Raw genomic sequence first — 25,583 nt, 5'->3', positions numbered from 1 at the left:
CGGCGAAGCGGACGGCCGGAGTGGAGGGCAAGGGGGATGACATGGCGGTTCCCACGATGGGGCTGAACGAGGGTGATCCACGTCAACTGGGCGGTTACCGCCTGCTGGGGCGGGTGCGCGACTCCTCCCTCGGCGTGGTCTACCTGGGCAGGGACGGGTCCGGGAACCGGGTGAGCGTCGCCGTGCTCGACTCCGGCGCCGCGGGTGACGGCGGCGCGCGCGAGCGGTTCGCCGAGGCGGTGCGCCGCAGCCCCGACGTGGTCGCGGCCCGCACGCACGGGCGGTCGGCGCTGTGGGTGGCCCTCGCCCACGACGGGACGGGCGCGGCGGCGGAGGACTTCCTCAAGGTGGCGGCGCGCTCGGGCAGGGCGGCCGCGCGCGGCCCGGTGGTGATGCCGCACTGGGCGGGTTCACGCGGCCCCGTCTCGGTGCGGTGGGCGCCCTGGGCCGGGCGCAGGGACAGCGCCGTGGCGGCGGGGGAGAGCAACTGGTGGCTGATCGGCGGACTGGGCCTGGTGCTGGTGCTCATCCTGCTGCTGGTGTCGCTGCTGTACTGGTGGATGCTCCAGTTCCCGCCGCCGGAGATGCCCAGCCCGGCGCAGCCCCCCGAGGCGCAGGAGAGCCCGGAGAGCCCGCAGGGGCCGGGGACGCTCCCGGGGGAGGGCGACGGTGAGGACGGGGGAGCGGAGCCGACGCCGGTCATGCCCACGCCGGGGGAGGGCGACGGCGAGTGGGGCGACAGCCCCGAGGACAACCTCTAGCGGGGAGGCGTGCGGCTCGGAAACGCGTGAGGGGTCCGGTTCCGACGCCGGGCCCCTCCTTCGTTCCCATTAAAAATCTACGTCGTACAGATGGCGGTTCTTTTCTTCAAAAAGAGAAAAAACAAGAGATCGCGCGGCTACGCCGCACCCTCCTCACAGATCTCCCTTCCGGAAGCGGTTCGGCGTGTCGCGGCGGACGGGGACGTTGCCTAGAACGTGTTCAGCGTCCTTTAGTGGCGGTAGTGGGGGCGGTTCCGGTGCGGTGGAGGGGCGGCGGGTCGCGGCCCTGTGCGTCCGGCTCAGCGGCGGGCCCGTCGAGGCGGCGGTGCGCGAGCGCTCCGTGCGCTGCCTATGCTGGTCCGCGTGCTGAGAAAGGTGGTCGCGACGCGGTACGTGCTGCCGCTGCGCGAAGGAGGTTCGCTCCCGGGGTTGGTCGAGGCCGACGACCTGGGGATGTACGTGGTCAAGTTCCTCGGGGCGGGGCAGGGGCGCAAGACGCTCGTGGCCGAGGTCGTCGCGGGGGAGCTGGGCCGCGCCCTGGGACTGCCCGTTCCGGAACTGGTCACGGCGGAGTTCGACGCGGTGATCGGCCGCAGCGAGCCCGACCCCGAGGTGCAGGAGCTGCTCAAGGCCAGTGGCGGGCTCAACCTGGGGATGGACTTCCTCCCCGGTTCGCTGGGCTTCGATCCGCTGACCTTCGAGGTGGACCGGGGGTTCGCCGGGCGGGTGCTGTGGTTCGACGCGCTGACCGGCAACGTCGACCGGTCCTGGCGCAACCCGAACATGCTGCTGTGGCACGGGCGCCCCTACCTGATCGACCACGGTGCGACGCTGATCTTCCACCACAACTGGGCCAACGCCGAGCGGTTCGTGCACCGCCCCTACGACGCCTCCGACCACGTGCTGTCGGGTGCGTCGCCGGACCTGGCCGCCGCGGACGCGGACCTGGCGCCCTTGGTGGATGAGGATCTGCTGCACCGTGTGGTGGAGTTGGTGCCGGACGAGTGGCTGGTGGACGAGCCCGGGTTCGACGGTCCCGGGGATGTGCGTGCGGCGTATGTGCGGTACCTGCTGGCCCGGGTGGCCGAGCGTTCCTGGCTGCCGGAGGTGACGGGATGAGCGCCCCGAGGCGTTACAGCGACGCGGTGACGACCGGTCGTGTGGGTGAGCGGCGTGAGCGTGCGGTGTTCGAGTACGCGCTGTTGCGGGTGGTGCCGCGGTTGGAGCGCGGTGAGTGTGTGAACGCCGGGGTGATCGTGTACTGCCAGGAACGGGGGTTCCTGGGGGCTCGTTCGGCGTTGGACGAGCGGCGGTTGCTGGCGGTGGACGCTGAGGCGGACGTGGCGGGTGTGCGGCGTGCGCTGGAGGCGGTGGAGGTGATGTGCCGTGGTGGCGCGGGGGCGGGTGCGGCCGGTCGCGAGCGCCCCGGTCAGCGGTTCCGGTGGTTGACGGCTCCGCGGAGCACGATCGTGCAGCCGGGGCCGATCCACGGTGGTCTGACGGAGGATCCGGAGGGCGAGGTCGTGCGGTTGCTGGACCGGCTCGTAAGGTAACCGTTCGGGTCGTAACGGACATCACAGGCGTTCTGGGGGATAAAGAGGAGGCGATCCGCGGGGTCGGGATGTTGGGATGGAAGTGTCCGTCGTCGGCGGGGTTCTTCCTTCCGGCGCTTTTCCCGTTCCTGAACTGGAGTGCCTGTGCAGTCCCCGAACTCCCCCTCCGCGGTCCCCGACCGGGAGGCGGTCGAGAGGTCCTCTTCCCCTGTCCCGGTTTCTTCCCCCGCCCCCGAGCCGGAGGCGGGTGAGCGCTGGACGCCCTCGCGCAAGTCGGTGGCGCTGCTGGTGCTGGTGCTGGGTGTGCTGACGGCGACCGGGCCGTTGGCGACCGACATGTACCTTCCGGCCTTCCCCCAGATCACGCGGGATCTGGGGACGAGCGAGGCGCAGATCCAGCTGACGCTGACGGCGATGATGCTGGGCCTGGCCGTGGGTCAGCTGGTGATCGGGCCGTTGAGTGACGCCGTGGGGCGTCGTGGTCCGCTGTTGGTGGGCGTGGCCCTGTTCACGGTGACGTCGGTGCTGTGCGTGTTCGTGCCGGACGTGACGTTGTTCATCGTGCTGCGGTTCGTGCAGGGTGTGGCCGGTGCCGCGGGTGCGGTGATCGGTCGTGCGGTGGTGCGTGACCTGTTCGCGGGTGATGACGCGGTGCGGTTCTTCTCGCGTCTGGCGCTGGTGATGATGCTGGCTCCGCTGTTGGCTCCGTTGGCGGGTGCGCAGTTGCTGCTGGTGGGTCCGTGGCAGTTGAGTTTTTGGGTGCTGGCGGTGATGTCGGCGCTGAGCTTTGTGCTGGTGTTGGTGTGGTTGCCGGAGAGTCTGCCGGTGCAGGATCGTCGTCGGCAGGGTCCGCGTCAGTTGGTGGCGACGGTGGGTGGTCTGCTGCGTCAGCCGCGTTTTGTGGGTCCGGTGCTGACGATGGGGCTCAGTTTCGGGATGTTGTTCACGTACGTGTCGGCGTTCTCGTTCGTGTCGCAGACGGAGTTCGGTGTCTCGCCGCAGTTGTACGCGGGGCTGTTCGCGGTGAACGCGCTGGGGATGATGGCGGGTACGCAGCTGAACGGTTTCCTGGTGGGTCGTGTGGAGACGCTGCGGCGGCTGGGGATGGGTCTGGTGCTGGCTCTTGCCTCGGTGGGTGTGCTGGGTGTGCTGGCGGTGCTGGGTGCGGCCCAGTTGTGGATGGTCGTGGCGCTGCTCGCGCTGATGATGCTCAGTGTCGGTTTCATCATGCCGAACGCGACGGTGACGGCTCTGGACGGGCAGCCGGCCGCGGTGGCGGGTACGGCTTCGGCGTTGATGGGTGCGTTGCAGTTCGCGCTGGGCGGTGGTGTGGCGTCGCTGGCGGGGCTGACGGAGACGGGTGAGCCGTCGTTGGTGAGTATGGCGGTGGTGATGGTGTCGGTGGCGGTGCTGTCGCTGCTGGCGTATGTGTGGTCGGTGCGTACGAAGGTGCGGTGAGTGTTTTTCGGTGGTGTGGGCCCGGGCGCTGTGGGGGTTGTGCCGGGGCCCTGGGGGTGCCGGGTCGGGTGGGTTGTGGCCGTGGTGTGTGCTGGGGCGTTGCGGGTCTGCGTTCCGGGTTGCCGTGTGGTGGGGAAATGGGCACAGTAGGTCGCAATCCCCCGATTGAGGTGGGCCTGTTCGGCCTGTCTTCCGATGCGGCAAGAGGATGAGTGGGTATGGGCGGTCCGAGTGTCACTCCTGGTATGTGGGCCCGGGGTCTTTCCGGGCTGAGCGACCTGGTGTACGGGGTGGCCACGGAGGAGGCCCATGCGGAGGTGTTCTCCGTGCGCGGTGAGCGCGGCCGGTGGGAGCGGGTGAAGGCCGGTGGGTTCGCCACGGAGGTGACGGCGGTCGCCAAGGGTCTGGTGGCGGCCGGTGTGGGTGAGGGCGACCGGATCGTGGTGGTGTCGGGGTCGCATCAGGACTGGGTGCGGTTGGCGTTCGCCGTGTGGTCGGTGCGTGCGGTGTTGGTGCCGTTGCCGGAGTCGGTGTCGGCGGAGCGTTTGACGCATGTGGTGCGGCAGACGCGTCCGGCGGCTGCGGTGGTGCAGGGTGAGCGGTTGTTGCGCACGGTGTCGGGTTTGCAGCGTGAGTTGCCGGACCTGGGTCGGGTGTGGCGGATGGACGCGGGTCTGGCGGGTGTGGTGTCGCTGGGTGCGTACATGGACGCGTCGTCGGTGCGGTTTCGTCGGGACGGGGCGGTGGCCGAGGATGTGGCGGTGGTGCTGTATCCGGTGAGTACGGTGTCGCGGTTGACGCGGGGTGTGGTGTTGTCGCACGGGGCGTTGTTGTCGGCTGCGGCGGATGTGGTGGATCGGATGTGGCCGCGGTTGTCGGAGTTGCCTGAGGGTCGGGCGAGCACGTTGTTGGATCTGCCGTTGTCGCAGATCTCGGGGTTGGCTTCGTTGGTGGCGTGCATGGTGGGGCGTGTGCGTGTGGGGTTGGCGGGCCCGACGGGGTTGATGCGGCAGATGGAGGCGTTCAAGCCGACGGTGCTGGTGTGTTCGGCTCGGGTGTTGCAGGGTGTCTTCGATGTGGAGCGGGGGAGTGCGCGTTCGACGGGGTGGGACTCGTTGGGCACGTTCAACGCGGCGGTGGAGTCGGCGGTGCAGTTCGACCGGTCGCCGCGCAGGAGTGCGTGGCAGCGGTTGTCGCGGACGATGTATGACTGGCAGTTCTCGCGGGTGCGGGAGTTGTTCGGTGGCCGGGTGCATCTGGCGGTGTGCTGGGGCGGTGGGTTGTCGGACCGGTTGGACTCCTTCTTCGGTGGTGTGGGGATTCCGGTGGTGCAGGCGTTCGGTACGGCCGAGGCGGCGGGTGTGTTCACGGCCGGTGCTGTGGGGGACCGGGTTCCGGGGACGGTGGGGCGTGCCCTGGAGGGTCGTGAGGTATGGGTGTCGCGTGAGGGCGAGATCCACGTGCGCGGCGGTGCGGTGTTCTCGGGGTACTGGGGTGAGGGTGAGGCCTCGCGGAGTGCGTTTCGTGAGGGGTGGTTGGCGACGGGGTACGCGGGTGAGGTGGACGCGGACGGGGTCGTGAGTGTGGCGGGCCGGTTGCGGGTGCAGGCGGCGACGGAGGAGTTGGCGGGGCGGTTCGTGGCGCGCGGGGCGGATGAGGCGCCTGCGTTGGAGGGCCGTGTGCTGCGGGAGCCTGAGGGGCGTGCGCTGGAGGGGCGTCCGGTGCAGGAGCAGCGGCGTGAATCCGAGGAGGGTGTGCGTCGGCGGGATGCGCGTGCGTTGGAGGGCCGCGCGTTGGAGGCTTCGGTGGAGCAGGAGCCCGGTGCGGCCTCGGATGAGGGTTCGGGGGAGATGTTGGCGGTGACGGCGGCGTTCGCCGCGGTGGATCCGGCCGGGGGCGGGGAGCCCGCCGTGGTGGAGCCGCAGGACCAGCGTGTGGAGCGGGGGGACGCGGAGCTGGTGGCGGAGTTCGAGGCGCGGTTGCGTGCTCATCCGTTGATCAGCCAGGTGTTGGTGATTGTGGAGGGGCGGCCGTTCGCGAGTGCGTTGGTGACGTTGGTGCGTGACCAGTTGGAGTACTGGCGGTTGGTGAACGGTCGGCCGTTGGCGATGGCGCCGGAGGAGATCGCGGGGGACCGTGAGCTGCTGCGTGAGGTGCAGGGGTTGGTGTACGAGGCCAATCGGAGTGTGCCTCGTCATCTGGCGGTGCGGTCGTTTCATGTGTTGGCGGAGGAGTTCACGGTGCAGTCGGGGTTGGTGCACGCGTCGGGGGAGTTGCGGCGCGAGGCGGTGTTGCGGGCGTTCGCGGAGGAGATCGACGGGTTGTACCGGGTGCGGCGTGAGCAGCAGTAGGGGGTAGTAGGCGGCGGTGTCGGTGGCCGCGGTCCGGGCCGGGTGGTCTGGGCCGCGGCCTTTGGTGTGTGTATGGCCGGTCGGTGCGGCCGCGCCGGTGTGTGCGTGGAGTGCCTGGGCCGGGGGTCGGGTGCGGTGGCCGCCGTGCTGGTGGTGCGGTGTCCGGTGTTGGGCGCTGTGGGTGCACACGCGTGGTCCGGCCGGGCGGGTGTTGTGCGCCGAAGGGGTGTGACCGGCGGGTGGTTACTGGCCGTTGAGGAAGGCCAGGACGGCCAGGACGCGGCGGCTGTCGTCGGAGGAGGGCGGCAGGTCGAGTTTGGTGAAGATGTTGTTGATGTGCTTGCTGACGGCTTTTTCGGTGATGTAGAGGCGTGCGGCGATGGCGGAGTTGGAGCGTCCTTCGGCCATTTCGGACAGGACCTCGCGTTCGCGGGGGGTGAGTTGGGCGAGGGGGCCGCTCTGGTCCTGGCGGGCGAGGAGTTGGGAGATGACGGCGGGGTCCATGGCGGTGCCGCCGTCGGCGACGCGGCGGACGGCTTCGATGAACTGGCCGATGTCGAAGACGCGGTCCTTGAGGAGGTAGCCGACGCCGCCGGTGTCGTCGGAGAGCAGTTCGCGGGCGTAGAGCTGTTCGACGTGCTGGGAGAGCACGAGGATGGGCAGGCCGGGGATCTGGGTGCGGGCGGCGATGGCGGCTTGGAGGCCTTCGTCGGTGAAGGTGGGGGGTAGGCGGACGTCGACGACGGCGACGTCGGGTTTGTGTTCGGTGAGGGCGGTGTGCAGGTCGGGGCCGTTGTCGACGGCGGCGACGACGGTGAAGTCGTGTGCCTGGAGGAGGCGGATCAGGCCGTCTCTGAGGAGGGCAAGGTCTTCGGCGATGACAACACGCACGGGATCTCCAGGGTCACGATGGTGGGGCCGCCCGGTGGGCTGGTGATGTTCATCGTGCCATCAAAGGCGTCCAGGCGTCTGCGGATGCCGGCCAGTCCGCTGCCGGGGGCGGGGTCTGCGCCGCCGGTGCCGTTGTCGGTGACGGTGATGACCAGGCGGTTGCGGCCGTGGTTGATGTGGATCCAGGCGTGGGTGGCGTGGGCGTGTTTGGCGGTGTTGGTGAGGAGTTCGGCGATGGCGAAGTAGGCGGCGGACTCCACGGGGTCGGCGGGGCGGCCGCGGAGGTCGATGGTGACGGTGATGGGCAGGTGGTGGGTGAGGGCGAGGGCGTGGACGGCGCCGTCGAGGCCGCGTTCGACGAGGACGGGTGGGTGGATGCCGCGGACGAGGTCGCGGAGTTCGGTGAGGGCGTGGCGGGTGGTTTCGCGGGCTTCGGTGAGCATGGCGCGGGCGGTTTCGGGGTCTTTGTCGACGATCTGTTCGGCCATGCCCAGGTTCATGCCCAGGGCGACGAGGCGGGCTTGGGCGCCGTCGTGGAGGTCGCGTTCGATGCGGCGGATCTCGGAGGCCTGGGTGTCGATGGTGTGGGCGCGGCTGGTGGCCAGGTGGGCGACGCGGGCGGTGAGTCGGGTTTTTTCGGAGGGGGAGAGCAGGAGGCGGTTGAAGCGTAGGTAGGTGTCGGCGGCCAGGGGGATGAGGAGCCAGCCCAGGGTGATGAGGGCCAGGGCGGGGATGAGGATGATGAGTTGGTTGAGGGTGGTGGTGGGGGTGTAGGTGTCGTAGAGGGTGGGGCCGGTGAGGTTGAGGGCGAAGAGGAGTTGTTCGATGCCGTGGGCGATGAGGGTGAGGGGGATGGCGACGAGGAGGAAGCTGGCGGCTCCGGAGATGAGCCAGAGCAGGTCTCTCCAGGTGGCGGGGTCGGTGATGATGGCGGTGCCGCGGCGGGTGATGCCGGTGGGGGGGATGGGGCGGTAGGCGGAGACGATGGGGCGGCGTAGGGGGCGGGTGGCGGGGGTGGGTAGGCCTGGGGTGGCGGTGCGGCCTCGGGGGGGTTTGCTGTTCTTGATGAGTAGGTGGCTGAGGGTGCGGCGTTGGCTGTCGGCGAGGGTGCGTAGGAGGAGGGCGGTGAGGATGACGAAGGGGAGGCCGACCCAGGTGAGGGTGAGTACGGCCGAGAGTAGGACGAGGGGGAGCAGGAGGAGGGCGGCGATGTTTTGGGAGAGCAGGAGGAAGAGGTAGGCCAGGGTGGTGAGGCGGCCTGCGCGGTGGTGGGGTGCGGTGGCCATGGGTGGTCTCTTCCGTTCCTGCGTGTGCGTGTGCTGGTGTCTATTGTGTCCTGTTCGTGGGTGTGGGTGCGGTGGTGAGGGCTCCCCTGTCGGGTGTGGTGGCGTGGGGTGGGGGCACGCGTGAGGGAGGGCCTCCGCGGTGCGCGGGGGCCCTCCTGGCGGGTGTGGGGGTCTGTCAGGGCCAGCGCATGTCGGTGGCGGGGCCCAGGTCGCTGACGCGGGTGCTGCTGTGGGCGTCCAGGGCCTTCTTGAGTTGGTCCCAGGACTGCTGGGGGGTGTTGTCGGTGTTGTTGCAGGTGCGCTGTTGGCAGGCGGTGTACTGGGACATGGCTCCGGCGAAGCGCAGGGGGTCGTTGGCGTTGGTGTGGCCCCAGCGGCTGATGTTGGCCCACTGGTCGGCCTGGATGCCGTCGGTGCGGTAGATCTGGGGGATGACGTGGACGCGGGGGTTGCCTCCGCCGGCCATGTGGTGGACGTCGGCCAGGCGCCAGCCGTTGGCGCAGTCGCCCGAGCCGGTGGTGGGGCAGGAGTCGGCGGAGTTGGCGGCGTAGAGCGGTGTGGTGGTGGCCTGGGTGTAGGCGGCGAGCCAGTCGCGGGCCCAGGCGGGGGTGGACCAGGAGGGTTCGGCGTCCAGGGCGGCGGTGATGGTGACGGCCTCGGTGGTGGAGGCGTCCTTGACGGTGGTGACCAGGTCGGCCCAGCGCTGTCCGGCGTGGGTGCCGGTGATGCCGCCGTCGTCCTTGTTGTTGACGCCCAGGGCCAGGTGGGCGGTGGCCTGGTCGGTGCGGCACTCGGTGAAGCCCTGGGCCCAGTGGTGGGCGTAGGCGGCGGCCTTGCTGTAGGCGGAGCGGGGTGTGGTGGAGTTTCCCGCCCTGCCGGGTTCTCGGAGGGTGTCGTCCTTTTCCTGGGTGCCGAAGAAGAGGATGCGCGGGCCGGTGGCGCCGGTGCGTCCTTCGGTGCATCCGGCGTCGTGGGCCTGGGTGGAGGTGGCGTCGGTGAGGGGGACGTAGCGGCTGGTGGTGTGGCCGGGGTAGGCGGCGGTGGTCGCGGTGGTGGCGTGGGCCGGTGCGCCCAGGGCGGTCAGGGCGGCGGCGAGCGCGGTGGTGGCGAGCATGCGTGCGGTGGAAGCCATGGGGTCATTGTGTGGGATAGTGATCGGTTGTGCACGCATCGTGATATGGGTGGCGTGTTCGGTGTTTGGGGCGGTGCGGCGGGTGCGGGTTCGGGTTTTTGGCGCAACTCGCCGCCGACGATTTCCCGTGGGTTGCCACGACCTGTGATGATCAGGAGTGTGTGGCGTGAACTGATCCTGGAGATGTATCCCGAGGCCGATCTGAGCGATCCGGCCGATGAGGTGACCCTGGCCGAGGTGGAGAAGCACTTGATGCTGCCCCTGCCCTTCGAGCTGGCCTCGTTGCTGCGTGAGACCGATGGGGTGACCAACGAGTACGGGGACGCGGTGGTGTGGAGTGCGCGGCGTTTGGTGGAGGACAACCTGGCGATGCGCCGGGAGCCGGACTATCTGGAGCTGTACGCGCCCTTCGACGAGATGATCTTCTTCGGTGATTCCGACATGGGGCCGCAGTTCGCCTACGTGCACACCGACTACGGTCCGGGGATCGTGGTGTGGGACCATGAGAGTGACCGGCGACGCCTGGTGGTGGTGTCGTTGCGCGACTACCTGGCGCGGTGTCTGATCCAGGGCAACTCCTGGTTTCGTTGAAGTGTGGTGAGAGTAGGACCATGTCGGAGCATGGCGGGGTTGGCGTCGTCGTTCAGGGCCGGGAGGTCGCGGATTTTCCCGCGTGGGCTCCGGAGGCGGCGCGCGGCCGGGTGCGGCGGATCACCGTGACGGGTGAGGAGGTGCTGCACCGGCGTGGTGTGGATGTGGCGCCGCAGATGTGGGGTTCGGCGGAGTTGGCCGGGCTCATCGACGACATGTTCGTGACGATGTACGCGGCCGAGGGTGTGGGGTTGGCGGGCAGCCAGGTGGGTGTGGACCTGCGGGTGTTCGTCTATGACTGCCCTGATGATGACGGTGTGCGTCATGTGGGGCATGTGGTCAACCCGGTGTTGGACGAGCGTGACCCCGATGACGCGGTGGTGGTGGAGTCGGAGGGGTGTTTGTCGGTTCCGGGGCCGCACGCGGATCTGGGGCGGGCCGAGCACGCCACGGTGCGGGGGGTGGACCGGGACGGCAATCCCGTGGTCGTCAGCGGTAGCGGGTACTTCGCCCGGTGTTTGCAGCACGAGACCGATCACACGCTGGGGCGGTTGTACGTGGACCGGTTGAGTGCGCGTGAGCGCAAGCGGGTGTTGAAGAAGATGAACGAGATGGCCAACGACGTGTTCGCGCGTCGTGAGGAGCGGGCCGAGGAGCTGGCGCGGGAGCTGGCTGGCTGAGCGGGGCTGTGTGCGGGGGTGTTCCGGGTGCGGAACGCCCCCTTTTTTTGTGGGGCGGGGTGGTTGGTTGGGGTGGCTGTGGGGGGTCCTTTGGCTGGGTTGACGGGCCGAAGTGGCGGGTGTGGGGGCTCCATTGGGGGCGATTGGCTCCTTTTGTGGCCCCGTTGGCGGGGGTTGTGGCCTTTTCGTGACCGTGGGGGGCGGTAGATTGCCCGGCATGCGTAACGGGGACGAGGTCGGCCAGGAGCCGACGCAGCGGGTGGTCATCTACACCGACGGGGCGTGCAGCGGCAACCCCGGTCCGGGCGGGTGGGGGGTGTGGCTGCGCTACGGCGGCCACGAGAAGGAGCTGTACGGGGGTGAGGCGCAGACCACCAACAACCGGATGGAGCTGATGGCGGCGATCCGGGCGCTGGAGAGCCTGCGCCAGCCGCTGCCGGTGCTGGTGCACACCGACTCCTCCTACGTGCGCAACGGGATCACCTCGTGGCTGCACGGGTGGAAGCGGCGGGGCTGGCGCACGGCCGACAAGAAACCGGTCAAGAACGTGGACCTGTGGCAGCGCCTGGACGAGGTCGCCTCGCGCTATGAGGTGGAGTGGCGCTGGGTGCGCGGGCACAGCGGGGACGAGGGCAACGAGCGCGCTGACGCGTTGGCGCGGCGCGGACGCGACGAGGCCGCCGGGGTGTAGGGGCGGTACGGCAGGCGGCGGACACCGGGTGTTCGCCGCCTGTGTCGTGTGTTCAGCCCGTTTCGCGTGCCAGGGCGTTGACCATCAGGCGGCGCGGGCCGGGGCCGGCGGAGGCCAGGGCGTCGTCGGGGTTGGACAGGGTGCAGGTGTCCAGGGACAGGCAGCCGCAGCCGATGCAGTTGGTCAGGTCGTCGCGCAGGCGGATGAGTTGGCTTATGCGGGCGTCGAGTTCGGTGCGCCACTGCTGGGACAGGCGGGCCCAGTCGTCACGGGTGGGGGTGCGGTCGCCGGGCAGGGTGTCCAGGGCCTGGCGGATGCGTGCCAGGGGCATGCCCACGCGTTGGGAGATGCGGATGAAGGAGACCCGGCGCAGGGTGTCGCGGCGGTAGCGGCGCTGGTTGCCGGCGGTGCGGCGGCTGTGGATCAGGCCCTGGCGTTCGTAGAAGTGCAGGGCGGAGACGGCGACTCCGGCGCGTTCGGCGACCTGGCCGACGGTGAGTTCCTTGACGATGGGTGCCACGTGCTCATCCTAGGGCGTGGCCAGTGGTGCGGTGGGTGCCGGTGAGGGCGTACAGGCGTGCGTAGGCGCCGCCGCGGACCAGGAGTTGGTGGTGGGTGCCGGTTTCGGTGACGCGTCCCTTGTACAGGAGCAGGATGCGGTCGGCGGTGCGGGCCAGGGTGGGTTGGCGGGTGAGGGTGAGCAGGCCGGTGTCGGGGGTGGCGGGTGGGTGGTTGTGGGCGGGCGGGTCGGTGAGTACGAGCAGGCGGGTGTTGGTGCGTTGGGCGTAGAGGGCGCGGGCCTGGTGGACGCGGGGGAGCAGGGCGGGGGGCAGGGCGTCCAGGGGTGTGTGCAGGCGGTGCGGTTCCAGGCGGGTGTGGGCCAGGGCGTGGGCCAGGTGGGGGTCGTCGGTTTCGGGGGTGCTCTGGCCGGTGATGGTGTGGGCCAGGGTGGGGTGGGGGGTGAGGATGTGGGCGCGGGTGTGGGTGGCCAGGCGTCCGTGGGTGGGGGTGGTCTGGCCGGTGAGCAGGCGGGTCAGCGCGGTGGTGGCCTCGTGGGTCAGGCCCACCAGGGCCACGTGTTCGCCGGGGTGCAGGGTCAGGTCGAGGTGGTCCAGGTGGCGGGTGCGGTTGTGGGTGAGGGACACGTCGTGGAACTCCACCAGGGGTGGCAGGGGGGTGGTGCTGGGGTGGGTGGTGCGGCTGAGCTTGCCTCGGTGGGAGATCCTCACGGGTGTCCGTTCGTGTGGTGTGGTCGTCACCAGCCTGGGATTGGCCTGCGCGGGTGAGAGTTCTCGTGATCTGTTCGTGTCCTTGGTCTCGCTGGGTGGAACGGCTGGTGGGGCTGGTTGGTTCCCGGTGGTGGCAGGAAGGGCGGGGGTGTGAGGGCTGTCTTCGGCGTGTGGGTGAGCGCGGTCACGGGGCGGCGGGTGCGGGGGCGGGGTAGGAACACCGCATCTGTTCCCCCGAGGTGAAGGAGTGCGGCCGTGGAGCATGTCGCCGCTGTGGACGCGTCCGTGGACGGCATCGTGAGGCAGTACCGGGGTTTCGCGGACGGCTACGCCCAGGGTGCGGCTCCGGCGTACGCGCGTATCGCCCGGGGCCTGGCCGGGGACGAACACGTGTTGGGGTTGGTCGCCTCCCTGCCCGCGGGCAACAAGCGCCAGCCCAACCTGTTGCTGGGTGCGGTGCGGTTCCTGGGCGGGCCGGTGGGGGAGTGGGCGGATTTTCGGGCCTGGCTCCTGGAGCACTGGGAGCAGGTGCGGGCGGTGGTGCTGGAGCGCTACACCCAGACCAACGAGGTGCGCCGGTGCGCCACCCTGCTTCCTGTGCTGGCCGGTCTGGAGGGGCCGTTGGCGCTGGTGGAGGTGGGGGCGTCGGCGGGGTTGTGCCTGTACCCGGACCGGTACCGCTACTCCTTCGACGGCGGGGCGCCGATCGGTCCGGCCCGCAGCCCGGTGCTGCTTGAGTGTGCGACCTCGGGTCCGGTTCCGGTGCCCGGGCGGATGCCGCGGGTGGTGTGGCGGGCGGGGATCGATCTGAACCCGTTGGACGTGCGCCGCGAGGAGGACGTGCGGTGGTTGGAGGCGCTGATCTGGCCGGGGCCGTATGAGGCCGAGCGGCGGGAGCGGTTGCGGGCGGCGGCGCGGGTGGTGGCGGCCGAGCCGCCCCTGTTGGTGGCCGGTGACCTGGTGCGGGAGTTGGAGGCGGTGGCGGCGCGGGTGCCCGCGGGGGCGCGGTTGGTGGTGATGCACAGCGCGGTGCTGGCCTATCTGGACGAGGCGTCGCGGGATGCGTTCGTGGAGGCCGTGCGGGGGGTGGAGGGGCACTGGGTGTCGAACGAGGGTGCGTCGGTGCTGCCCGCGTTGGAGGGTCCGCGTCCGCCGGTGGGCACCGATTTCGCGTTGGCGTTGGACGGGCGTGTGGTGGCCTTCGCCGGTGAGCACGGGCAGCGGTTGACCTGGGCGGGTTGAGGCGGCGGTGCGGGCGGAGGAGTGCTGGCGGGTGGCCCCGCCCCCGGGAGTCCGGGGGCGGGGCCGCGGTGGTTACCAGGGGTGGGGGTGGGCGTCGACCTCGGCGATGAGCTGGGCCTTGCGCTGGGGGGTGAGGAAGGAGGCGGTGAAGGAGTTGCGGGCCAGTTGGCGCAGCTGCTCGGCGCCCAGGCCCAGGTGGGTGTGCAGGGCCTGGTAGTTGTCGTGGACGTAGCCGCCGAAGTAGGAGGGGTCGTCGGAGTTGACGGTCACCAGCAGTCCGGCCTCCATCAGGGCGGGCAGGGGGTGCTGGGCCAGGTCGGGCACGGCGCGCAGGCGCACGTTGGACAGCGGGCACACGGTCAGCGGGGTCTGGGTGGCGGCCAGGTGGGTGACCAGGTCGGTGTCCTCCAGGCAGCGGATGCCGTGGTCGATGCGTTCGGCGCCCAGGAGGTTGAGGGCCTGCCAGATGTAGGAGGCGGGGCCCTCCTCCCCGGCGTGGGCGACGCGGCGCAGGCCCAGGTCGCGTGCGGCGGCGAAGACCTCGGTGAACTTCTCGGGCGGGTGGCCGACCTCGGCCGAGTCCAGGCCGACGGCGCCGATGTGTTCCAGGTGGGGGCGGGCCTGGTGGAGGGTGTCCAGGGCTTCGGCGGCGGGGCGGTCGCGCAGGAAGCACAGGATCAGGCTGGTGCTGATGTTGTGGGTGTGTTCGCTGGTGTTCAGGGCGGCCATGAGGCCGTTGACGACCGTGTCCAGGCTGATGCCGCGGCCGGTGTGGGCCTGGGGGTCGAAGAAGATCTCGGCGTGGCGTACGCCCTGGGCGGCGGCGCGGTCGAGGTAGGCGGTGGCCAGGTCGGTGAAGTCGGCCTCGGTGCGCAGGACGTCCATGAGGGCGTAGTACAGGTCCAGGAAGGACTGCAGGTCGGTGAAGGAGTAGGCGCGGCGCAGGGAGTCGACGTCGGGGTGGGGCGGGGTCAGGCCGTTGCGTCGGGCCAGGGCGAAGGCCAGTTCGGGTTCCAGGGTGCCTTCGATGTGGACGTGGAGTTCGGCCTTGGGGATGGGCATGGTGGTGCTCGTGCCTTCGCGGTCGGGGTTGTGTGTTGGCCATTGTGGCTGATGGGTGGGGGTGCCCCGGCCGGATCGGTGTGGGTTGTGGAGCACATGTGAGGGCCCGGCCGTGCGGGGTGCGCGGCCGGGCCGGGTGGGCGTGCGGGGTTACCTGCGGCCGGGGCGGTCGTTGTGGCCGGGGGTCCAGTTCAGGGCGCTGGCGCGTTCCATGAACTCCTCCACGGTCAGGTCGCCGCGGGCGAAGCGGTCGGCCAGGGTGCGGCGGGCCTCCTCCTCGGGTGAGGCGGGGCGCGGCGCCCAGGGCGGTCGGTGGCCGCGTCGGGCCAGGGCGAAGGCCAGTGCGCCGAGCAGGAGGAGGGTGAGCAGAAGGAACATCAGGGCTCCGGGAAAGACGAAGGCGGGCGGTCCCTGCCCCCAGTGGGGGTGGGCGGCCAGGGCGGTCGCTGCGGTGATGGTGTTCATGGGTTCACTGTCCGCGGGGCGGGGGGTCGCGGTCATCCCCCCGCGGGCGGCACCTGTGCTGCGCCCGGGTGCGTAGGGCGCCTACGCCTGTGGTGCCACGACAGGTGGGGGCGGGCGGCCTAGGGTCGTGGTGTGAGTGGTGACAGGCGGGTGCGCCGGGTGGTCGTGGACCTGGCGCTGGGTGTGGTGTTGGGCGCGGTGGCGGTGGGGTTCGTGCGCGGCCAGGCGGTGTGGCAGCGGCGCGGCGGGGGCGGGCACGGTCCCTGGCGGGGCGGGCCTCCCCCGGGGTGGGACGTGGACTGGGGTGCGGTGGTGGTGCCCTGGTCGGTGTGGGTGGGTGTGGGGGTGTTGGTGTGCGCGGTGGCGGTGCGTCGTGTGTGGCCGGTGGCGGCGTTGGTGGTGGCCGCGGTGGGTGCGGCGGTGTTCGTGGGGGCGGGTCACCCGGTGGGTCCGGTGCTGGTGTTGCCCGCGCTGGTGGTGTTCTCGGCCGCGATCCGGCTGGGCGCGGGGGTGTTCTTGGCGTGGACGGCGCCGTTGGTGGTGGGGGTGGGGTTGCTCTCGCGGGTGCGTGAGCCCTGGTGGGGGTTGGTTGACGGGGGCGCGCTGGTGGGGGTGGTGTTCGCGGTGGGGGTGATGGCCTTTCCCGCGGGCGGTGGGGTGTTCGTGCGTGCGCGGCGTGAGGCGCGTCGGCGCGAGCGCCAGGAGGAGGTGGACCGTCACCGCTACGAGGAGCGGTTGCGTATCGCCCGGGAGGTGCACGATCTGGTGGGGCACAGTCTGTCGGTGATCAGCATGCAGGCGTCGGTGGCCCTGCACGTGGTGGATCGTCGGCCCGAGCAGGCGTCGGTGGCGCTGGCGGCGATCCGGGACAGCAGCCGGTCGGCCCTGGAGGAGTTGCGGGGCACGCTGGCGGTGTTTCGGGGCGGGGCCGAGGTGGCGGGTCGGGGTCCGTTGCCGGGGTTGGGGCGTGTGGAGGCGTTGGTGGGGGAGTTGCGCGGGGCGGGACGCCGGGTGGAGGTGGTGTGGGAGGGGGAGGCGGTGCGGGTGCCCGCGGCGGTGGACCACGCGGCGTTTCGGATCGTGCAGGAGGCGTTGACGAACGTGGTGCGCCATGGCGGTGAGGGCGCGTCGGCGCGGGTGCGGGTGGTGTACGGGGAGCAGGAGGTGCGGGTGTGGGTGAGCGATGAGGGAGTGGGTGTGGTGGGGCCGGTGCGTGAGGGGTCGGGGATCGCGGGGATGCGTGAGCGCGCGCGGGCTGTGGGCGGGTCGGTGACGGTGGGGGCCGGTGAGGGCGGCGGGTTCGTGGTGGGGGCGTTTTTGCCGTTGGGGGGTGAGCGGTGAGCGTGCGGGTGGTGGTGGCCGATGACCAGGCGCTGGTGCGGATGGGGTTGCGGGTGCTGCTGGAGGGGGAGGCGGACCTGGAGTTGGTGGGTGAGGCCGGTGATGGTGGGCAGGCGGTGGAGCTGGTGCGTCGGCTGCGTCCGGATGTGGTGTTGATGGACGTGCGGATGCCGGTGGTGGACGGGTTGGAGGCGCTGCGGCGGATCGCGGGTGAGGAGGCGTTGGCGCACACCCGGGTGGTGGTGTTGACGACGTTCGAACTGGACGAGTACGTGTTCGAGGCGTTGCGTGCGGGGGCGTCGGGGTTCTTGATCAAGGACAGCGACCCGCAGGAGATGTTGGCTGCGGTGCGTGCGGCGGCGCGGGGTGAGGCGTTGTTGTCGCCGTCGGTGACGCGGCGGGTGGTGGCGGCGTTCGTCTCGCGTGAGCCGGGCGGGGGTCGGGTGCCGCGGTTGGAGGTGTTGACCGAGCGGGAGCGTGAGGTGGTGGGGCTGGTGGGTGAGGGGTTGAGCAACGAGGAGATCGCGGCCCGGTTGGTGGTCTCCCCGGCGACGGCGCGCACGCACGTGAGCCGGGCGATGGTCAAGCTCGGGGCGCGGGACCGGGCGCAGCTGGTGGTGTTCGCTTTTCGGGCCGGGCTGGTGCGCTGAAGGGGTTGGCCGGGTAGGTTCGGCGGCGACGGTGTGGGGTGCGTGGGAGGGGCGGGCTGGATGGGCGTGGATGTGGCTGCGGTGCGGGCGGACACCTCTGGGGTTGGGCAGGCGGCGCATCTGGACAACGCGGGGTCGTCTTTGCCGCCGGATGTGGTGGTGGAGGCGGTGGTGGATCACCTGCGTCTGGAGGCGCGGGTGGGGGGTTACGCGGCGGCCGAGCTGGCGCAGGCGCGGGTGGAGGGGTTCTACACCGCCGTGGCGCGGTTGGTGGGTGCGCGCCCGCAGGAGATCGCGTTCACCGAGAGTGCGACGCGGGCGTGGGAGTTGGCGTTCGGGTCGGTGGTCTTCGCCGAGGGGGACCGGGTGCTGACCACGGCCAGTGAGTACCCCAGTAACGCGTTGGGGATGGTCAAGGCGGCCCGTGAGCGGGGTGTGCGGGTGCAGGTGGTGCCCGACGACGCCGACGGGGTGATGGACGTGGGGGCGCTGGAGCGGGAGTTGGCGCGGGGCGGGGTGCGGGTGGTGGCGATCAACCACATGCCCACGCACAACGGGCTGGTCAACCCGGCCGAGCGGATCGGGGCGCTGTGCCGCAGGTTCGGGGTGTTGTTCGTGTTGGACGCGTGCCAGTCGGCGGGCCAGTGGGATCTGGACGTGGAGCGGCTGGGGTGTGACGTGTTGGCGGTGACGGGGCGCAAGTTCCTGCGCGGGCCGCGGGGGACGGGGTTCGTGTACGTGCGGTCGGGGGCGGATCTGGGGGAGCCTCCGGTGGTGGACGTGACGTCGGCGCACTGGGAGGGGCGCGGGTACCGGGTGCGTGAGGACGCGCGCCGGTTGGAGAGTTTCGAGCGCAGCGTGGCCGGTCAGATCGGGTTGGGTGTGGCCGTGGACTACGCGTTGGCGGTGGGGATGGAGCCGATCCGGGATCGGGTGGGGGCGCTGGCCGAGCAGGCCCGGGACCGGTTGGGGCGTCTGGCGGGGGTGCGGGTGCTGGACCGGGGGAGGGTGCGGTCGGGGATCGTGACGTTCGCGGTGGAGGGTGTGGCGGCCGAGGGGGTGCGTGCGGCGTTGGGGGAGGCCGGGGTGCGGGTGAGCGTGTCGCGGTTGTGGAACCAGGTGTGGGAGCCCGGTGTGGGGGTGGACGAGGCGGTGCGTGCCTCGGTGCACTACTTCAACACCGAGGCCGAGGTGGAGGCGTTGGCGGACGCGGTCAAGGGGTTGTAGGCGCGCCGGGGTCGCGTGCCGACCGCGTCCGGGGCCGCGGTCTTCGCCGCGCGCGGGTCGGTGTGGCGGGCCGGGTGGCGGATGGTCCGGTCGTGGGCGCCGGGCGCTCGGGACGCGGTGGGTGTTGACGGTGCCCTTGGGGCAGGGGCCACACTCGCGTCCATGAGCACCCCACCGCCCCGCGAGGGGCTTTCCCGGGGGGAGTTCGCCCGTGCGAGCGGGCTCTCCCCCAAGGCGTTGCGGTTGTACGAGCGCTCGCGTCTGCTGGTCCCCCACCGGGTGGGTGCGGGCGGGCACCGCGTCTACCTCGCCGCCCAGGTGGAGCGGGCCCGGAGCATCCGCCTGCTGCGTCAGATGGACATGCCCCTGGCGGTGGTGGCCGAGGTGATGGCCCAGGAGGGCGGGCAGGCCCTGGAGCGTGCCGAGGCGTGGTGGCGGGCCCAGGAGGAGGCGCTGCGTTCGCGGCGCGCGGCCCTGGCCGAGCTGCGCCTGTCCTGGGGCGGGGCGGCCGAGCGGGCCCCGGAGCCGGTGTGGCGGGTGCGTGGTGAACGCGTGGCGGCGGCCAAGGTGGCGGCGGTCCGGGCCCGCACCGACCAGCAGAACCTGGTGGCGACCCTGCACGGGCGGGCGCAGGCGCTGCGCCGCCTGCTGGTGGGGCAGGGCGCGCGCCCCGGCCCCGGGTTCTGGGTTGTCTACCACGGTGCGGTGACCCCGGACGGTCCCGCGCCGATCGAGGTGGCGGTGCCCTTCACCGGGCACGCCGAACCCGAGGGGGAGACGGTGATCCGGGTGGAGGCCGCCCACGTGCGCGCGGTGTGCGAGGTCAGGCGCGGCGACTGCTTCTATCCGCGGATCATGGGCGCCTACCGGGCGGTGGAGCGGTGGATGCTCCAGCGCGGCGCGCACGCGGCGGGGCCGCTGCGTGAGGTGTATGAGGCCTCCTGGGACGAGGTGGACCAGGACGCGGTGTTCGCGCTGGTGGCGCGGCCCATGAGGGAGGGGTGACGCGGATGAGCGCGGTGGACGTGGACCGGTGGGCGGCGCACACCCCCTACAGCGACCCGGGCCGGCACGCCGGCGTGCTGGCGGGCCTGCCGGGGGACGTGGCGGGGCTGGGTCGGGTGCTGCGCGGGGTGGTGACCCACTACCGCGGCGGCGGGCAGGAGTTCACCGGGGCGCGGTTGGCCGAGATCGACCACCGGTGGGTGGAGGCGATGCTGGCCACCGACCAGGCCCGCTGCCCGGGCCCCTGGACGCGGCCCCGGGCTCGGCCGTTGGTGGGGTGCTGTCGTGACTTCGCGCTGGTGACGGTGGCGGCGCTGCGGGAGCGGGGGGTGGCGGCGCGCACCCGGGTGGGGTTCGCCTCCTACCTGAACGAGGGGTTCGGGACCGACCACGTGGTGAGCGAGTACTGGGACGGCGGTCGGTGGGTGTGGGCGGACACCCAGCTGGACCCGGCGGGTTCGTGGCCGGTGGATGTCCTGGACCTTCCGCGCGCGCCCGCCGCGCGGGGCGCGGTCTTCGCCAGCGCGGCGCAGGTGTGGCTGGCCCACCGGGCGGGGGAGGTGGACGCCGACCGCTACGGGGTGCACCCGGACCTGCCGTGGCGGGGTGCGGGGTTCGTGCGTGCCTACGTGCTGTTGGAGTTGGCGCACCGCCAGGGCGAGGAGGTGCTGCTGTGGGACACCTGGGAGGCCATGGAGGCTGAGGACGACGGGGTGTTCGATGAGGTGGCGCGATTGCTGGTGGCCGCGGACGGCGGGGACGGGGCCGCCGAGCGGGAGTTGGCGTGCCGGTACGCCCCTGGGGGGCGGTTGAACCCGGGAGGGCGGGTGCTGTGCGCGTCGCCGTCGGGGTTCGTGGGGTGGGTGGACCTGGAGCGGCGGGTGGTCGAGCCCGGGTGAGCGGGTGCGGGCCGCCGGGGCGGGGGCGGCGCGGTTCACACCGGCAGGAGGATCAGCAGGGTCGGCAGTGCCAGGACGAGCATGAGGCATCCCCCGGCCGCGGGGGTGGTGGCTCGGGGTGCGGTGGCCTCCATGTCCGCGATCATGTGCTGTTGGGCCGGGCAGCCCGGGGTCACGACGTCCTCACGGCTGAACACACGACAGGGCAGCCCCGTCATGAACTCGGCGTCGTACTGGCGCCCGCACAGGGAACAGCGGGGGTCGTTCGGCTTCACGGTCGTGGTCCCTCCCGTCGGAGTCCGGTCCGTGCCGCGCGGCCCTGGCGCCGGCCCCTGGGCCTGGCGCCGGCCCCTGGGCCTGGTGGCGGGGTCGTGGCCGACCGGTGCGGCCGCACGGCGCGGCTTCACGTTCCTCTCGGACAGGAGGGTGCCGGGGCGGCCCCGGCGGTTCGTGTGATCGCGGCCCTCGTCGTCGGTGCGGCGGGTCCTGCCGGTCGCTTCGGGCTGGCCGCGGTTCTCCCCGGCCGGGGGCGGGGTCCGTCGCCGCGTCAGGGGCCGCGGTGGACACGGGCGAACGCGTGCCACGGGGGGTGTTTCAGCCGTGGGCGGTCACGGGGGTGTGCTCGCGTACGGCGGGGGTGGGTTTGCCGGTGAGCGCCCCCGCCAGCAGGCGGCTCACCCCGGGCAGGCCGGTCAGGCGCAGGGCCAGGCGGCGCAGGAGCAGTTGGGCGCGGGTGGGGGGCAGGAACCAGCGAGCGGTGCGGCGGGCGGCGCGCTGGCGCTGTTCGACCTCGGGGCGCCACTGGTGCTCGTAGCGGCTCAGCCCCTCCTCGACGGTGGGGGCCGAGGCCAGGTGTTCGGCCAGGACGAACGCGCCGCCCACCGCCAGGGAGGCGCCCTGGCCCGCGAGCAGGGAGACCGCGCCGCAGGCGTCGCCGAGCAGGACGGTGCGTCCCCGGCTCCAGTGGGGCACCACGCTCTGGGAGACCTGGTCGTAGTAGACGTGTTCGGGGTCGGGGCAGTGCTGGAGGGCGCGGGGCACCAGCCAGCCCAGGTCGGCGTGGGTGCGGCGCAGTTCGGCGCGCGGGTCGGCGGGCCGGTCGGGGGTGGGGCTGCGGTGCACGGTGAAGGCGGCCACGCGGCCGTCGCGCAGCCCGTACAGGCCCATCTGGGCGCCGGTGGTGTCGGTGAGGTAGAAGCCGCCGTCGATCCGGGCGTGGATGTCGGGGTCGGTGAAGACGAAGGCGGCGGTGTGGAAGCCCAGGTAGCGCAGGTGGTCGGTCGCGGAGCCGAAGACCTGGGCGCGCACGGTGGAGTGGATGCCGTCGGCGCCCACGAGCAGGTCGCCGGTCAGGGTGTGGCCGTCTGTGAGGGTGACCTCGACGGTGTGGCCGTGGTCCTGGACACGGTCCAGGGCCGCGTCGTAGCGCACCAGCACGTCGGGGGGCAGGGTTTCGCGCAGGGCGCGTTCGAGGTCGGGGCGCATGAGGGAGACCACGCCCAGGTGGGAGAACTGTTGGATGCCCAGCGTGGCGCGGGGGGCGCCGTCGCGGTCGACGAAGGTGGCGTGGTCGATGTCGTAGCCGAGTTCGCGCAGGCGGGGCAGCAGGCCCATGAGTTCGGCGGCCCGGTAGCCGGGGCCGAAGAAGTCGATCATGTAGCCCTGGGTGCGGGGGCCGGGGGCCTGTTCGAGGACGGTGACCTGCCAGCCGTGGGTGTGCAGGCGGTGGGCCGCGGCCAGTCCGGCGATTCCGGCTCCGCAGACGATCGCTCTCATGGGTGTGCTCCTGGGGTGTGGTGGGTGAGCAGGCGGCGCAGGACGGGTTCGATCTCGGTGGAGGTCAGGTCCGGGGTGAGGGCGCGGTGCAGCAGGACGCCGTCCAGGGTCGCGGCCAGGACGGTGGCGGTCTGGCGGGGTTGGGGGACGTCGGCGTGGGTGAGCCAGTCGGTCAGGTGGCGGCGCATCAGGTCCAGGACGCCGGTGACGGCCTGGCGCAGGTGGGGGTCGCGGGTGGCGGCCAGGTAGGTCTCGGTGACCAGGTGGGAGGCGGGGTCGTCGCCGGGGTAGCGGTCCAGTTCGCGCAGGATCAGCGCGAGTCCCTGGTGGGGTGTGGTGGTGGGGCCCAGCAGGTGGACGGCCTCCTCGACGATGGCGGTGATGGCCTGGGTGGCGGCCTGGGTGAGCAGGGCCTGGAGGGAGGGGAAGTGGTAGTGGACCAGGCCGGGGCCCACGCCCGCGCGGTCGGCGAGTGTGCGGGTGCTGACCGCTGACCAGCCGCGTTCGCTGATGAGTTCGGCCGCTGCCCGGAGCAGGCGGCCTTTGACGTCCTCGCCGCGTGGTGCCATGTGCGTCCCGCTTCTTGGTCGATCGCCTTGGGCGAACGTATTGGTCACTCGCCCAATTTCGAGAATGGCACAGCGCCCGCCCCCGGGGCAAGCCGCGGGGACGGGCGCGCACGAAAAAAGGGGGGTGTGAGGTCCCCCGTGGTCCTCACACCCCCCTGTGGGTCCTGCCGGGTCAGGCGGTGGCGCCGCCCTGGCCCAGGAGGATCTTGCGCGGCTGGGCCTTGGTGGCGACCGGGACGCGCAGGGTCAGGACGCCGTCGGTGTGGTCGGCCTCGATGTGCTCGGTGTCCAGGTCCTGCCCCAGGCGCAGGCGGCGGGTGACGGCGCCGGTGGGGCGCTCGCCGACCAGGACGCGGCCCTCCTCGGTCCGCGCGGGGCGCTGGGCGCGGACGGTGAGCACCGAGCCCTCCACCTCCAGGTCGATGCCGTCGGCGGGCACGCCCGGCAGGTCGATCCGGACCATGAGGGCGTCCTGGGTGCGCACCGCGTCCATGGCGGCGTTGCGCGCGGCGGGAGCGGTGGAGGCGGTGACGTCGAAGGGGATGGTGCGGGTGAGAAGCATGGAAGAACCCCCGAAAAACCTCGGCTTGATGCTGATGGACTCAAGTTTATTGATGACTTTGGGCGCGTCAAGGTGGTGTGGGGCACTCCACACGACGACGCCCCAGGCCCCGTGTGCGTCGGGGTCTGGGGCGTGGAACGGATGGTCAGCGGGTTCGGGTCAGGATGATGATCTCGGGGCTGGACGCGGTCAGGGGTGAGCGGTCCCAGTTCCCGAACCGCTCGACGGCCCGCAGCCCGGACCGCTCCAGCAGCAGGTCCAGGTGGTCGGCCTCCACGAAGCGCAGGGTGCTCACGGTGCGCAAGGGGAGGGAGGAGTCGGAGCGGGTGGTAGTGCTGGTGAAGGTCACCAGTCCTTCGGGTGTGGGCGCGGCGGCGTCGTGGACGTCGCTCACGCGCACACCGTCGGCGGTGGTGACCTGGTGCGGGTGGGCGGGGGTCCACCTCTGCCAGGCGCGCGCGGCCGGGTTGCGGGTCTCGAAGGCCACCAGGCCGCCCGGGGCCAGGGCACGGCGCATCGCCCGCAACGCGGCGCCGGTCTCCTCGTCGGCGCGCAGTTCCTGGAAGGCGTGGCCGGTCATGGTGACCAGGTCGAACTCCTCGTTCCAGGTGTGGGCGGCCAGGTCACCGCGCACCCAGGAGACGGCGTCGGTGCGCCCGCGGGCCACCTCCAGCATGGCCCGCGCCGGGTCCAGACCCACCAGGTGTCCGGTGTGGCCGCGGGTACGGGCGCGGTGGAGCAGACGGCCGGTGCCGCACCCCGCGTCCAGCACGCGCGGGGCGGCCATGACCAGGTCCAGGTAGAAGTCGTCGCCGGGTCCCCACGGGCTGAGGACGTCGTAGAGGGCGGCGACGTCGGGGGAGTCGTAGGGGTTGTGGCTCATCGCGCCAGTGTGGCAGCGGGTCCGAAGGGCGACCACCGCTTTCCCGCCCGCCCCGACCGGCGCGGGATGCGGTCCCGGAAGGCCGGGGCGCCCACCGTGGCACGCGCGTGCACGCGCCTGTCCGCGTGTGCGCCCCGGCCCGTCGGGGAAAGCGGCGGACCGCGATGGGGCCCACCATGCCGGTGGGGCGCCGGGGTCCGTACTGGAAGCGGCGCGCGCCGGTGGAACGCCCCCCGCGCTAGGGCTGGAGCAGGGCCTTGGCGGCGCGCTCGGCGTCGTCGAGGGTGTTGTACAGGTGGAAGGACAGGCGGGTGCGGCCCCCGCGTTCGGTGGTCACCACCCCGGCGCGGGCCAGGCGCTCGGAGGCGCCGGGCAGGTCGACGCTGGTGATGGCCGAGTGGGCGGGCTCCTGCCCCAGCATGGCGCGGAAGTGGTCGGTCAGGGCGGTGTTGTGGGCGCGCACCCTCTCCAGGCCCGCCTCCAGCAGGACCCGGCTGGAGGCGGCGGCCGCCACGGCCGCGAACCAGTTGGGCGAGGTGTCGAAGGCGCGCGCGGTCGGCGCCGGGTCCATCCGGGCGGCGTACATGGCCGAGGCGGTGTCGCGGGCGGCGGCCGGACCGGCGTTGTTGGGGCGCAGCCACGCGCGCAGGCCGGGGGACAGGTAGGCCAGGGCCAGACCGCGCGGTGCCATGAGCCACTTGTAGGCCGAGGCGATCAGGGCGTCGAAGACGGTGGCGTCCAGGGGCGTCCACCCGGCGGCCTGGGTGGCGTCGGCCACGACCAGGGCGCCGTGGGCGCGGGCGGCCGCGACGATGTCGCCGGTGGGGGCCAGGCGTCCGTTCGCCGAGTGCACCGTGCTGAAGGCGACCAGGTGCGTGCGCGCGTCCACGGCCTGGGCCAGGCGGTCCAGGGGGACGGCCTCCACGGTGACGCCGCGGTCGGCCTGGGCCTGCCAGGGGAAGACGATCGAGGCGAAGTCCCCCTCGGGAACCAGGACGCGGGCGCCGTCGGGCAGGCTGGCGGCGATGGTCCCGGCGATCTGGGCGGTGCTGGCGCCCAGGGTGAGGTCGTCGGCGGGCGCGCCCACCAGGGCGGCCAGGTTGACGCGGGCCTGTTCGAGCTCGCGCCCCCAGGCCGCGGGGTTTCCGGTGGCGGTGTGCCAGGAGCGCACGGCGTCGGCCAGGGCCTGGTGGGCGGGCCGGGGCGGGATGCCGTACTGGGCGGTGTTGAGCCAGACGGTGTCGGTGCTCCACAGGTCGGTGATGGTCTCGTCCATGGG

Annotated in this window: 27 protein-coding genes; 14 read left to right on the top strand and 13 right to left on the bottom strand. The window is 72.0% G+C overall.

Features of this window, described 5'->3' with window-relative positions:
- Nucleotides 1-41 precede the first annotated feature (41 nt).
- The 5 genes from G011_RS0104200 (at nucleotide 42) to G011_RS0104180 (ending at nucleotide 6,123) form a co-directional block, all read left to right on the top strand.
- Nucleotides 42-761 carry a hypothetical protein gene (locus tag G011_RS0104200; protein ID WP_026338006.1) on the top strand — a complete coding sequence of 240 codons (720 nt, stop codon included), beginning with the start codon at nucleotides 42-44 and terminating at the stop codon, nucleotides 759-761.
- A 351-nt stretch (nucleotides 762-1,112) separates the two neighbouring features.
- Nucleotides 1,113-1,880 carry a HipA family kinase gene (locus tag G011_RS0104195; protein WP_019607383.1) on the top strand — a complete coding sequence of 256 codons (768 nt, stop codon included), beginning with the start codon at nucleotides 1,113-1,115 and terminating at the stop codon, nucleotides 1,878-1,880.
- Nucleotides 1,877-2,314: a DUF3037 domain-containing protein gene (locus G011_RS0104190; RefSeq protein ID WP_013152991.1), complete on the top strand. Its 438-nt coding sequence runs from the start codon at nucleotides 1,877-1,879 to the stop codon at nucleotides 2,312-2,314. The genes G011_RS0104195 and G011_RS0104190 overlap by 4 nt, the downstream gene beginning before the upstream one ends.
- Before the next feature lie 144 nt (nucleotides 2,315-2,458).
- Nucleotides 2,459-3,772 carry a multidrug effflux MFS transporter gene (locus tag G011_RS0104185; RefSeq protein WP_019607382.1) on the top strand — a complete coding sequence of 438 codons (1,314 nt, stop codon included), beginning with the start codon at nucleotides 2,459-2,461 and terminating at the stop codon, nucleotides 3,770-3,772.
- Between the two features lie 245 nt (nucleotides 3,773-4,017).
- Nucleotides 4,018-6,123, top strand: a complete 2,106-nt coding sequence (locus tag G011_RS0104180; RefSeq protein ID WP_019607381.1) for an AMP-binding protein — start codon at nucleotides 4,018-4,020, stop codon at nucleotides 6,121-6,123.
- 243 nt (nucleotides 6,124-6,366) lie between these two features.
- On the opposite strand, the gene G011_RS0104175 is transcribed toward G011_RS0104180, so the two are convergent.
- The 3 genes from G011_RS0104175 to G011_RS0104165 form a co-directional block, all read right to left on the bottom strand.
- Complete coding sequence (locus tag G011_RS0104175) at nucleotides 6,367-7,014, bottom strand: response regulator transcription factor (protein ID WP_013152994.1); 648 nt, start codon at nucleotides 7,012-7,014, stop codon at nucleotides 6,367-6,369.
- On the bottom strand, nucleotides 6,966-8,300 hold the full coding sequence (locus tag G011_RS0104170; protein WP_019607380.1) for a sensor histidine kinase: 1,335 nt from the start codon (nucleotides 8,298-8,300) through the stop codon (nucleotides 6,966-6,968). Before G011_RS0104170 ends, G011_RS0104175 begins: the two co-directional genes overlap by 49 nt.
- A gap of 175 nt (nucleotides 8,301-8,475) precedes the next feature.
- A complete protein-coding gene (locus G011_RS0104165; protein ID WP_019607379.1) occupies nucleotides 8,476-9,414 on the bottom strand; it encodes a hypothetical protein in 939 nt (312 codons plus the stop codon).
- Between the two features lie 165 nt (nucleotides 9,415-9,579).
- Between G011_RS0104165 and G011_RS0104160 the strand changes: the two genes are divergently transcribed.
- The 3 genes from G011_RS0104160 to rnhA all read left to right on the top strand — a co-directional run bounded on the left by G011_RS0104160 (nucleotide 9,580) and on the right by rnhA (nucleotide 11,394).
- A complete protein-coding gene (locus G011_RS0104160; protein WP_013152997.1) occupies nucleotides 9,580-10,023 on the top strand; it encodes an SMI1/KNR4 family protein in 444 nt (147 codons plus the stop codon).
- 20 nt (nucleotides 10,024-10,043) lie between these two features.
- Nucleotides 10,044-10,703, top strand: a complete 660-nt coding sequence (gene def, locus G011_RS0104155) for a peptide deformylase (protein WP_019607378.1) — start codon at nucleotides 10,044-10,046, stop codon at nucleotides 10,701-10,703.
- A gap of 217 nt (nucleotides 10,704-10,920) precedes the next feature.
- Nucleotides 10,921-11,394, top strand: coding sequence for a ribonuclease HI (gene rnhA / locus G011_RS0104150; protein ID WP_019607377.1), 474 nt, complete (start codon nucleotides 10,921-10,923; stop codon nucleotides 11,392-11,394).
- Nucleotides 11,395-11,446: 52 nt separating this feature from the next.
- On the opposite strand, the gene soxR is transcribed toward rnhA, so the two are convergent.
- Nucleotides 11,447-11,914 carry a redox-sensitive transcriptional activator SoxR gene (gene soxR / locus G011_RS0104145; protein ID WP_019607376.1) on the bottom strand — a complete coding sequence of 156 codons (468 nt, stop codon included), beginning with the start codon at nucleotides 11,912-11,914 and terminating at the stop codon, nucleotides 11,447-11,449.
- 4 nt (nucleotides 11,915-11,918) lie between these two features.
- Nucleotides 11,919-12,623, bottom strand: a complete 705-nt coding sequence (locus tag G011_RS0104140; protein ID WP_019607375.1) for an ABC transporter ATP-binding protein/permease — start codon at nucleotides 12,621-12,623, stop codon at nucleotides 11,919-11,921.
- A 255-nt stretch (nucleotides 12,624-12,878) separates the two neighbouring features.
- Here G011_RS0104140 and G011_RS0104135 point away from each other — a divergent pair, with 255 nt between their 5' ends.
- Nucleotides 12,879-13,865: a DUF2332 domain-containing protein gene (locus G011_RS0104135; protein WP_019607374.1), complete on the top strand. Its 987-nt coding sequence runs from the start codon at nucleotides 12,879-12,881 to the stop codon at nucleotides 13,863-13,865.
- A 72-nt stretch (nucleotides 13,866-13,937) separates the two neighbouring features.
- Here the strand turns inward: G011_RS0104135 and G011_RS0104130 are convergent, their stop codons facing one another.
- Both G011_RS0104130 and G011_RS0104125 read right to left on the bottom strand, forming a co-directional pair.
- Nucleotides 13,938-14,927, bottom strand: coding sequence for an adenosine deaminase (locus tag G011_RS0104130; RefSeq protein WP_019607373.1), 990 nt, complete (start codon nucleotides 14,925-14,927; stop codon nucleotides 13,938-13,940).
- A gap of 150 nt (nucleotides 14,928-15,077) precedes the next feature.
- Nucleotides 15,078-15,392, bottom strand: coding sequence for a hypothetical protein (locus G011_RS0104125; protein WP_026338004.1), 315 nt, complete (start codon nucleotides 15,390-15,392; stop codon nucleotides 15,078-15,080).
- 132 nt (nucleotides 15,393-15,524) lie between these two features.
- Here G011_RS0104125 and G011_RS0104120 point away from each other — a divergent pair, with 132 nt between their 5' ends.
- The 5 genes from G011_RS0104120 (at nucleotide 15,525) to G011_RS0104100 (ending at nucleotide 20,514) form a co-directional block, all read left to right on the top strand.
- Nucleotides 15,525-16,733 carry a sensor histidine kinase gene (locus tag G011_RS0104120; RefSeq protein WP_231391371.1) on the top strand — a complete coding sequence of 403 codons (1,209 nt, stop codon included), beginning with the start codon at nucleotides 15,525-15,527 and terminating at the stop codon, nucleotides 16,731-16,733.
- Complete coding sequence (locus G011_RS0104115; protein WP_013153006.1) at nucleotides 16,730-17,383, top strand: response regulator transcription factor; 654 nt, start codon at nucleotides 16,730-16,732, stop codon at nucleotides 17,381-17,383. Before G011_RS0104120 ends, G011_RS0104115 begins: the two co-directional genes overlap by 4 nt.
- A gap of 60 nt (nucleotides 17,384-17,443) precedes the next feature.
- Nucleotides 17,444-18,610 carry an aminotransferase class V-fold PLP-dependent enzyme gene (locus tag G011_RS0104110; RefSeq protein ID WP_019607370.1) on the top strand — a complete coding sequence of 389 codons (1,167 nt, stop codon included), beginning with the start codon at nucleotides 17,444-17,446 and terminating at the stop codon, nucleotides 18,608-18,610.
- Between the two features lie 162 nt (nucleotides 18,611-18,772).
- On the top strand, nucleotides 18,773-19,615 hold the full coding sequence (locus G011_RS0104105; protein WP_026338003.1) for a MerR family transcriptional regulator: 843 nt from the start codon (nucleotides 18,773-18,775) through the stop codon (nucleotides 19,613-19,615).
- Nucleotides 19,616-19,620: 5 nt separating this feature from the next.
- The gene (locus G011_RS0104100) at nucleotides 19,621-20,514 is read left to right on the top strand and encodes a transglutaminase domain-containing protein (RefSeq protein ID WP_019607368.1); all 894 of its coding nucleotides are present in this window, start codon (nucleotides 19,621-19,623) and stop codon (nucleotides 20,512-20,514) included.
- 35 nt (nucleotides 20,515-20,549) lie between these two features.
- Here G011_RS0104100 and G011_RS0104095 read toward each other — a convergent pair whose 3' ends face one another.
- The 6 genes from G011_RS0104095 to G011_RS0104070 form a co-directional block, all read right to left on the bottom strand.
- Nucleotides 20,550-20,789, bottom strand: a complete 240-nt coding sequence (locus G011_RS0104095) for a hypothetical protein (RefSeq protein ID WP_019607367.1) — start codon at nucleotides 20,787-20,789, stop codon at nucleotides 20,550-20,552.
- A gap of 319 nt (nucleotides 20,790-21,108) precedes the next feature.
- Nucleotides 21,109-22,290: an FAD-dependent oxidoreductase gene (locus tag G011_RS0104090; RefSeq protein WP_019607366.1), complete on the bottom strand. Its 1,182-nt coding sequence runs from the start codon at nucleotides 22,288-22,290 to the stop codon at nucleotides 21,109-21,111.
- A complete protein-coding gene (locus tag G011_RS0104085) occupies nucleotides 22,287-22,859 on the bottom strand; it encodes a TetR/AcrR family transcriptional regulator (RefSeq protein WP_019607365.1) in 573 nt (190 codons plus the stop codon). The genes G011_RS0104090 and G011_RS0104085 overlap by 4 nt, the downstream gene beginning before the upstream one ends.
- A 172-nt stretch (nucleotides 22,860-23,031) precedes the next feature.
- Nucleotides 23,032-23,421, bottom strand: coding sequence for an Hsp20/alpha crystallin family protein (locus G011_RS0104080; RefSeq protein WP_019607364.1), 390 nt, complete (start codon nucleotides 23,419-23,421; stop codon nucleotides 23,032-23,034).
- A 145-nt stretch (nucleotides 23,422-23,566) separates the two neighbouring features.
- Nucleotides 23,567-24,304 carry a trans-aconitate 2-methyltransferase gene (locus tag G011_RS0104075; RefSeq protein WP_019607363.1) on the bottom strand — a complete coding sequence of 246 codons (738 nt, stop codon included), beginning with the start codon at nucleotides 24,302-24,304 and terminating at the stop codon, nucleotides 23,567-23,569.
- Nucleotides 24,305-24,542: 238 nt separating this feature from the next.
- Nucleotides 24,543-25,580 carry an aminotransferase class V-fold PLP-dependent enzyme gene (locus tag G011_RS0104070; RefSeq protein WP_019607362.1) on the bottom strand — a complete coding sequence of 346 codons (1,038 nt, stop codon included), beginning with the start codon at nucleotides 25,578-25,580 and terminating at the stop codon, nucleotides 24,543-24,545.
- Nucleotides 25,581-25,583: the final 3 nt, after the last annotated feature.

The sequence above is a fragment of the Nocardiopsis sp. CNS-639 genome, assembly GCF_000381685.1.
In the GTDB taxonomy this organism is placed as follows: domain Bacteria; phylum Actinomycetota; class Actinomycetes; order Streptosporangiales; family Streptosporangiaceae; genus Nocardiopsis; species Nocardiopsis dassonvillei.
Note: the sequence above shows the minus strand (reverse complement) of the source record. Positions and strands in the feature narration are given on the sequence as shown.

Bases quoted from the DNA above. Each gene is read 5' to 3' on its own strand.
- G011_RS0104160 (WP_013152997.1), top strand. From the start codon at position 9,580: ATGATCAGGAGTGTGTGGCGTGAACTGATCCTGGAGATGTATCCCGAG.
- G011_RS0104170 (WP_019607380.1), bottom strand. From the start codon at position 8,300: ATGGCCACCGCACCCCACCACCGCGCAGGCCGCCTCACCACCCTGGCC.
- G011_RS0104125 (WP_026338004.1), bottom strand. From the start codon at position 15,392: ATGAACACCATCACCGCAGCGACCGCCCTGGCCGCCCACCCCCACTGG.
- G011_RS0104100 (WP_019607368.1), top strand. From the start codon at position 19,621: ATGAGCGCGGTGGACGTGGACCGGTGGGCGGCGCACACCCCCTACAGC.
- G011_RS0104105 (WP_026338003.1), top strand. From the start codon at position 18,773: ATGAGCACCCCACCGCCCCGCGAGGGGCTTTCCCGGGGGGAGTTCGCC.
- G011_RS0104165 (WP_019607379.1), bottom strand. From the start codon at position 9,414: ATGCTCGCCACCACCGCGCTCGCCGCCGCCCTGACCGCCCTGGGCGCA.
- G011_RS0104085 (WP_019607365.1), bottom strand. From the start codon at position 22,859: ATGGCACCACGCGGCGAGGACGTCAAAGGCCGCCTGCTCCGGGCAGCG.
- rnhA (WP_019607377.1), top strand. From the start codon at position 10,921: ATGCGTAACGGGGACGAGGTCGGCCAGGAGCCGACGCAGCGGGTGGTC.
- G011_RS0104195 (WP_019607383.1), top strand. From the start codon at position 1,113: ATGCTGGTCCGCGTGCTGAGAAAGGTGGTCGCGACGCGGTACGTGCTG.
- G011_RS0104200 (WP_026338006.1), top strand. From the start codon at position 42: ATGGCGGTTCCCACGATGGGGCTGAACGAGGGTGATCCACGTCAACTG.
- G011_RS0104075 (WP_019607363.1), bottom strand. From the start codon at position 24,304: ATGAGCCACAACCCCTACGACTCCCCCGACGTCGCCGCCCTCTACGAC.
- G011_RS0104070 (WP_019607362.1), bottom strand. From the start codon at position 25,580: ATGGACGAGACCATCACCGACCTGTGGAGCACCGACACCGTCTGGCTC.
- G011_RS0104130 (WP_019607373.1), bottom strand. From the start codon at position 14,927: ATGCCCATCCCCAAGGCCGAACTCCACGTCCACATCGAAGGCACCCTG.
- G011_RS0104090 (WP_019607366.1), bottom strand. From the start codon at position 22,290: ATGAGAGCGATCGTCTGCGGAGCCGGAATCGCCGGACTGGCCGCGGCC.
- G011_RS0104190 (WP_013152991.1), top strand. From the start codon at position 1,877: ATGAGCGCCCCGAGGCGTTACAGCGACGCGGTGACGACCGGTCGTGTG.
- G011_RS0104180 (WP_019607381.1), top strand. From the start codon at position 4,018: ATGTGGGCCCGGGGTCTTTCCGGGCTGAGCGACCTGGTGTACGGGGTG.
- G011_RS0104110 (WP_019607370.1), top strand. From the start codon at position 17,444: ATGGGCGTGGATGTGGCTGCGGTGCGGGCGGACACCTCTGGGGTTGGG.
- G011_RS0104080 (WP_019607364.1), bottom strand. From the start codon at position 23,421: ATGCTTCTCACCCGCACCATCCCCTTCGACGTCACCGCCTCCACCGCT.
- def (WP_019607378.1), top strand. From the start codon at position 10,044: ATGTCGGAGCATGGCGGGGTTGGCGTCGTCGTTCAGGGCCGGGAGGTC.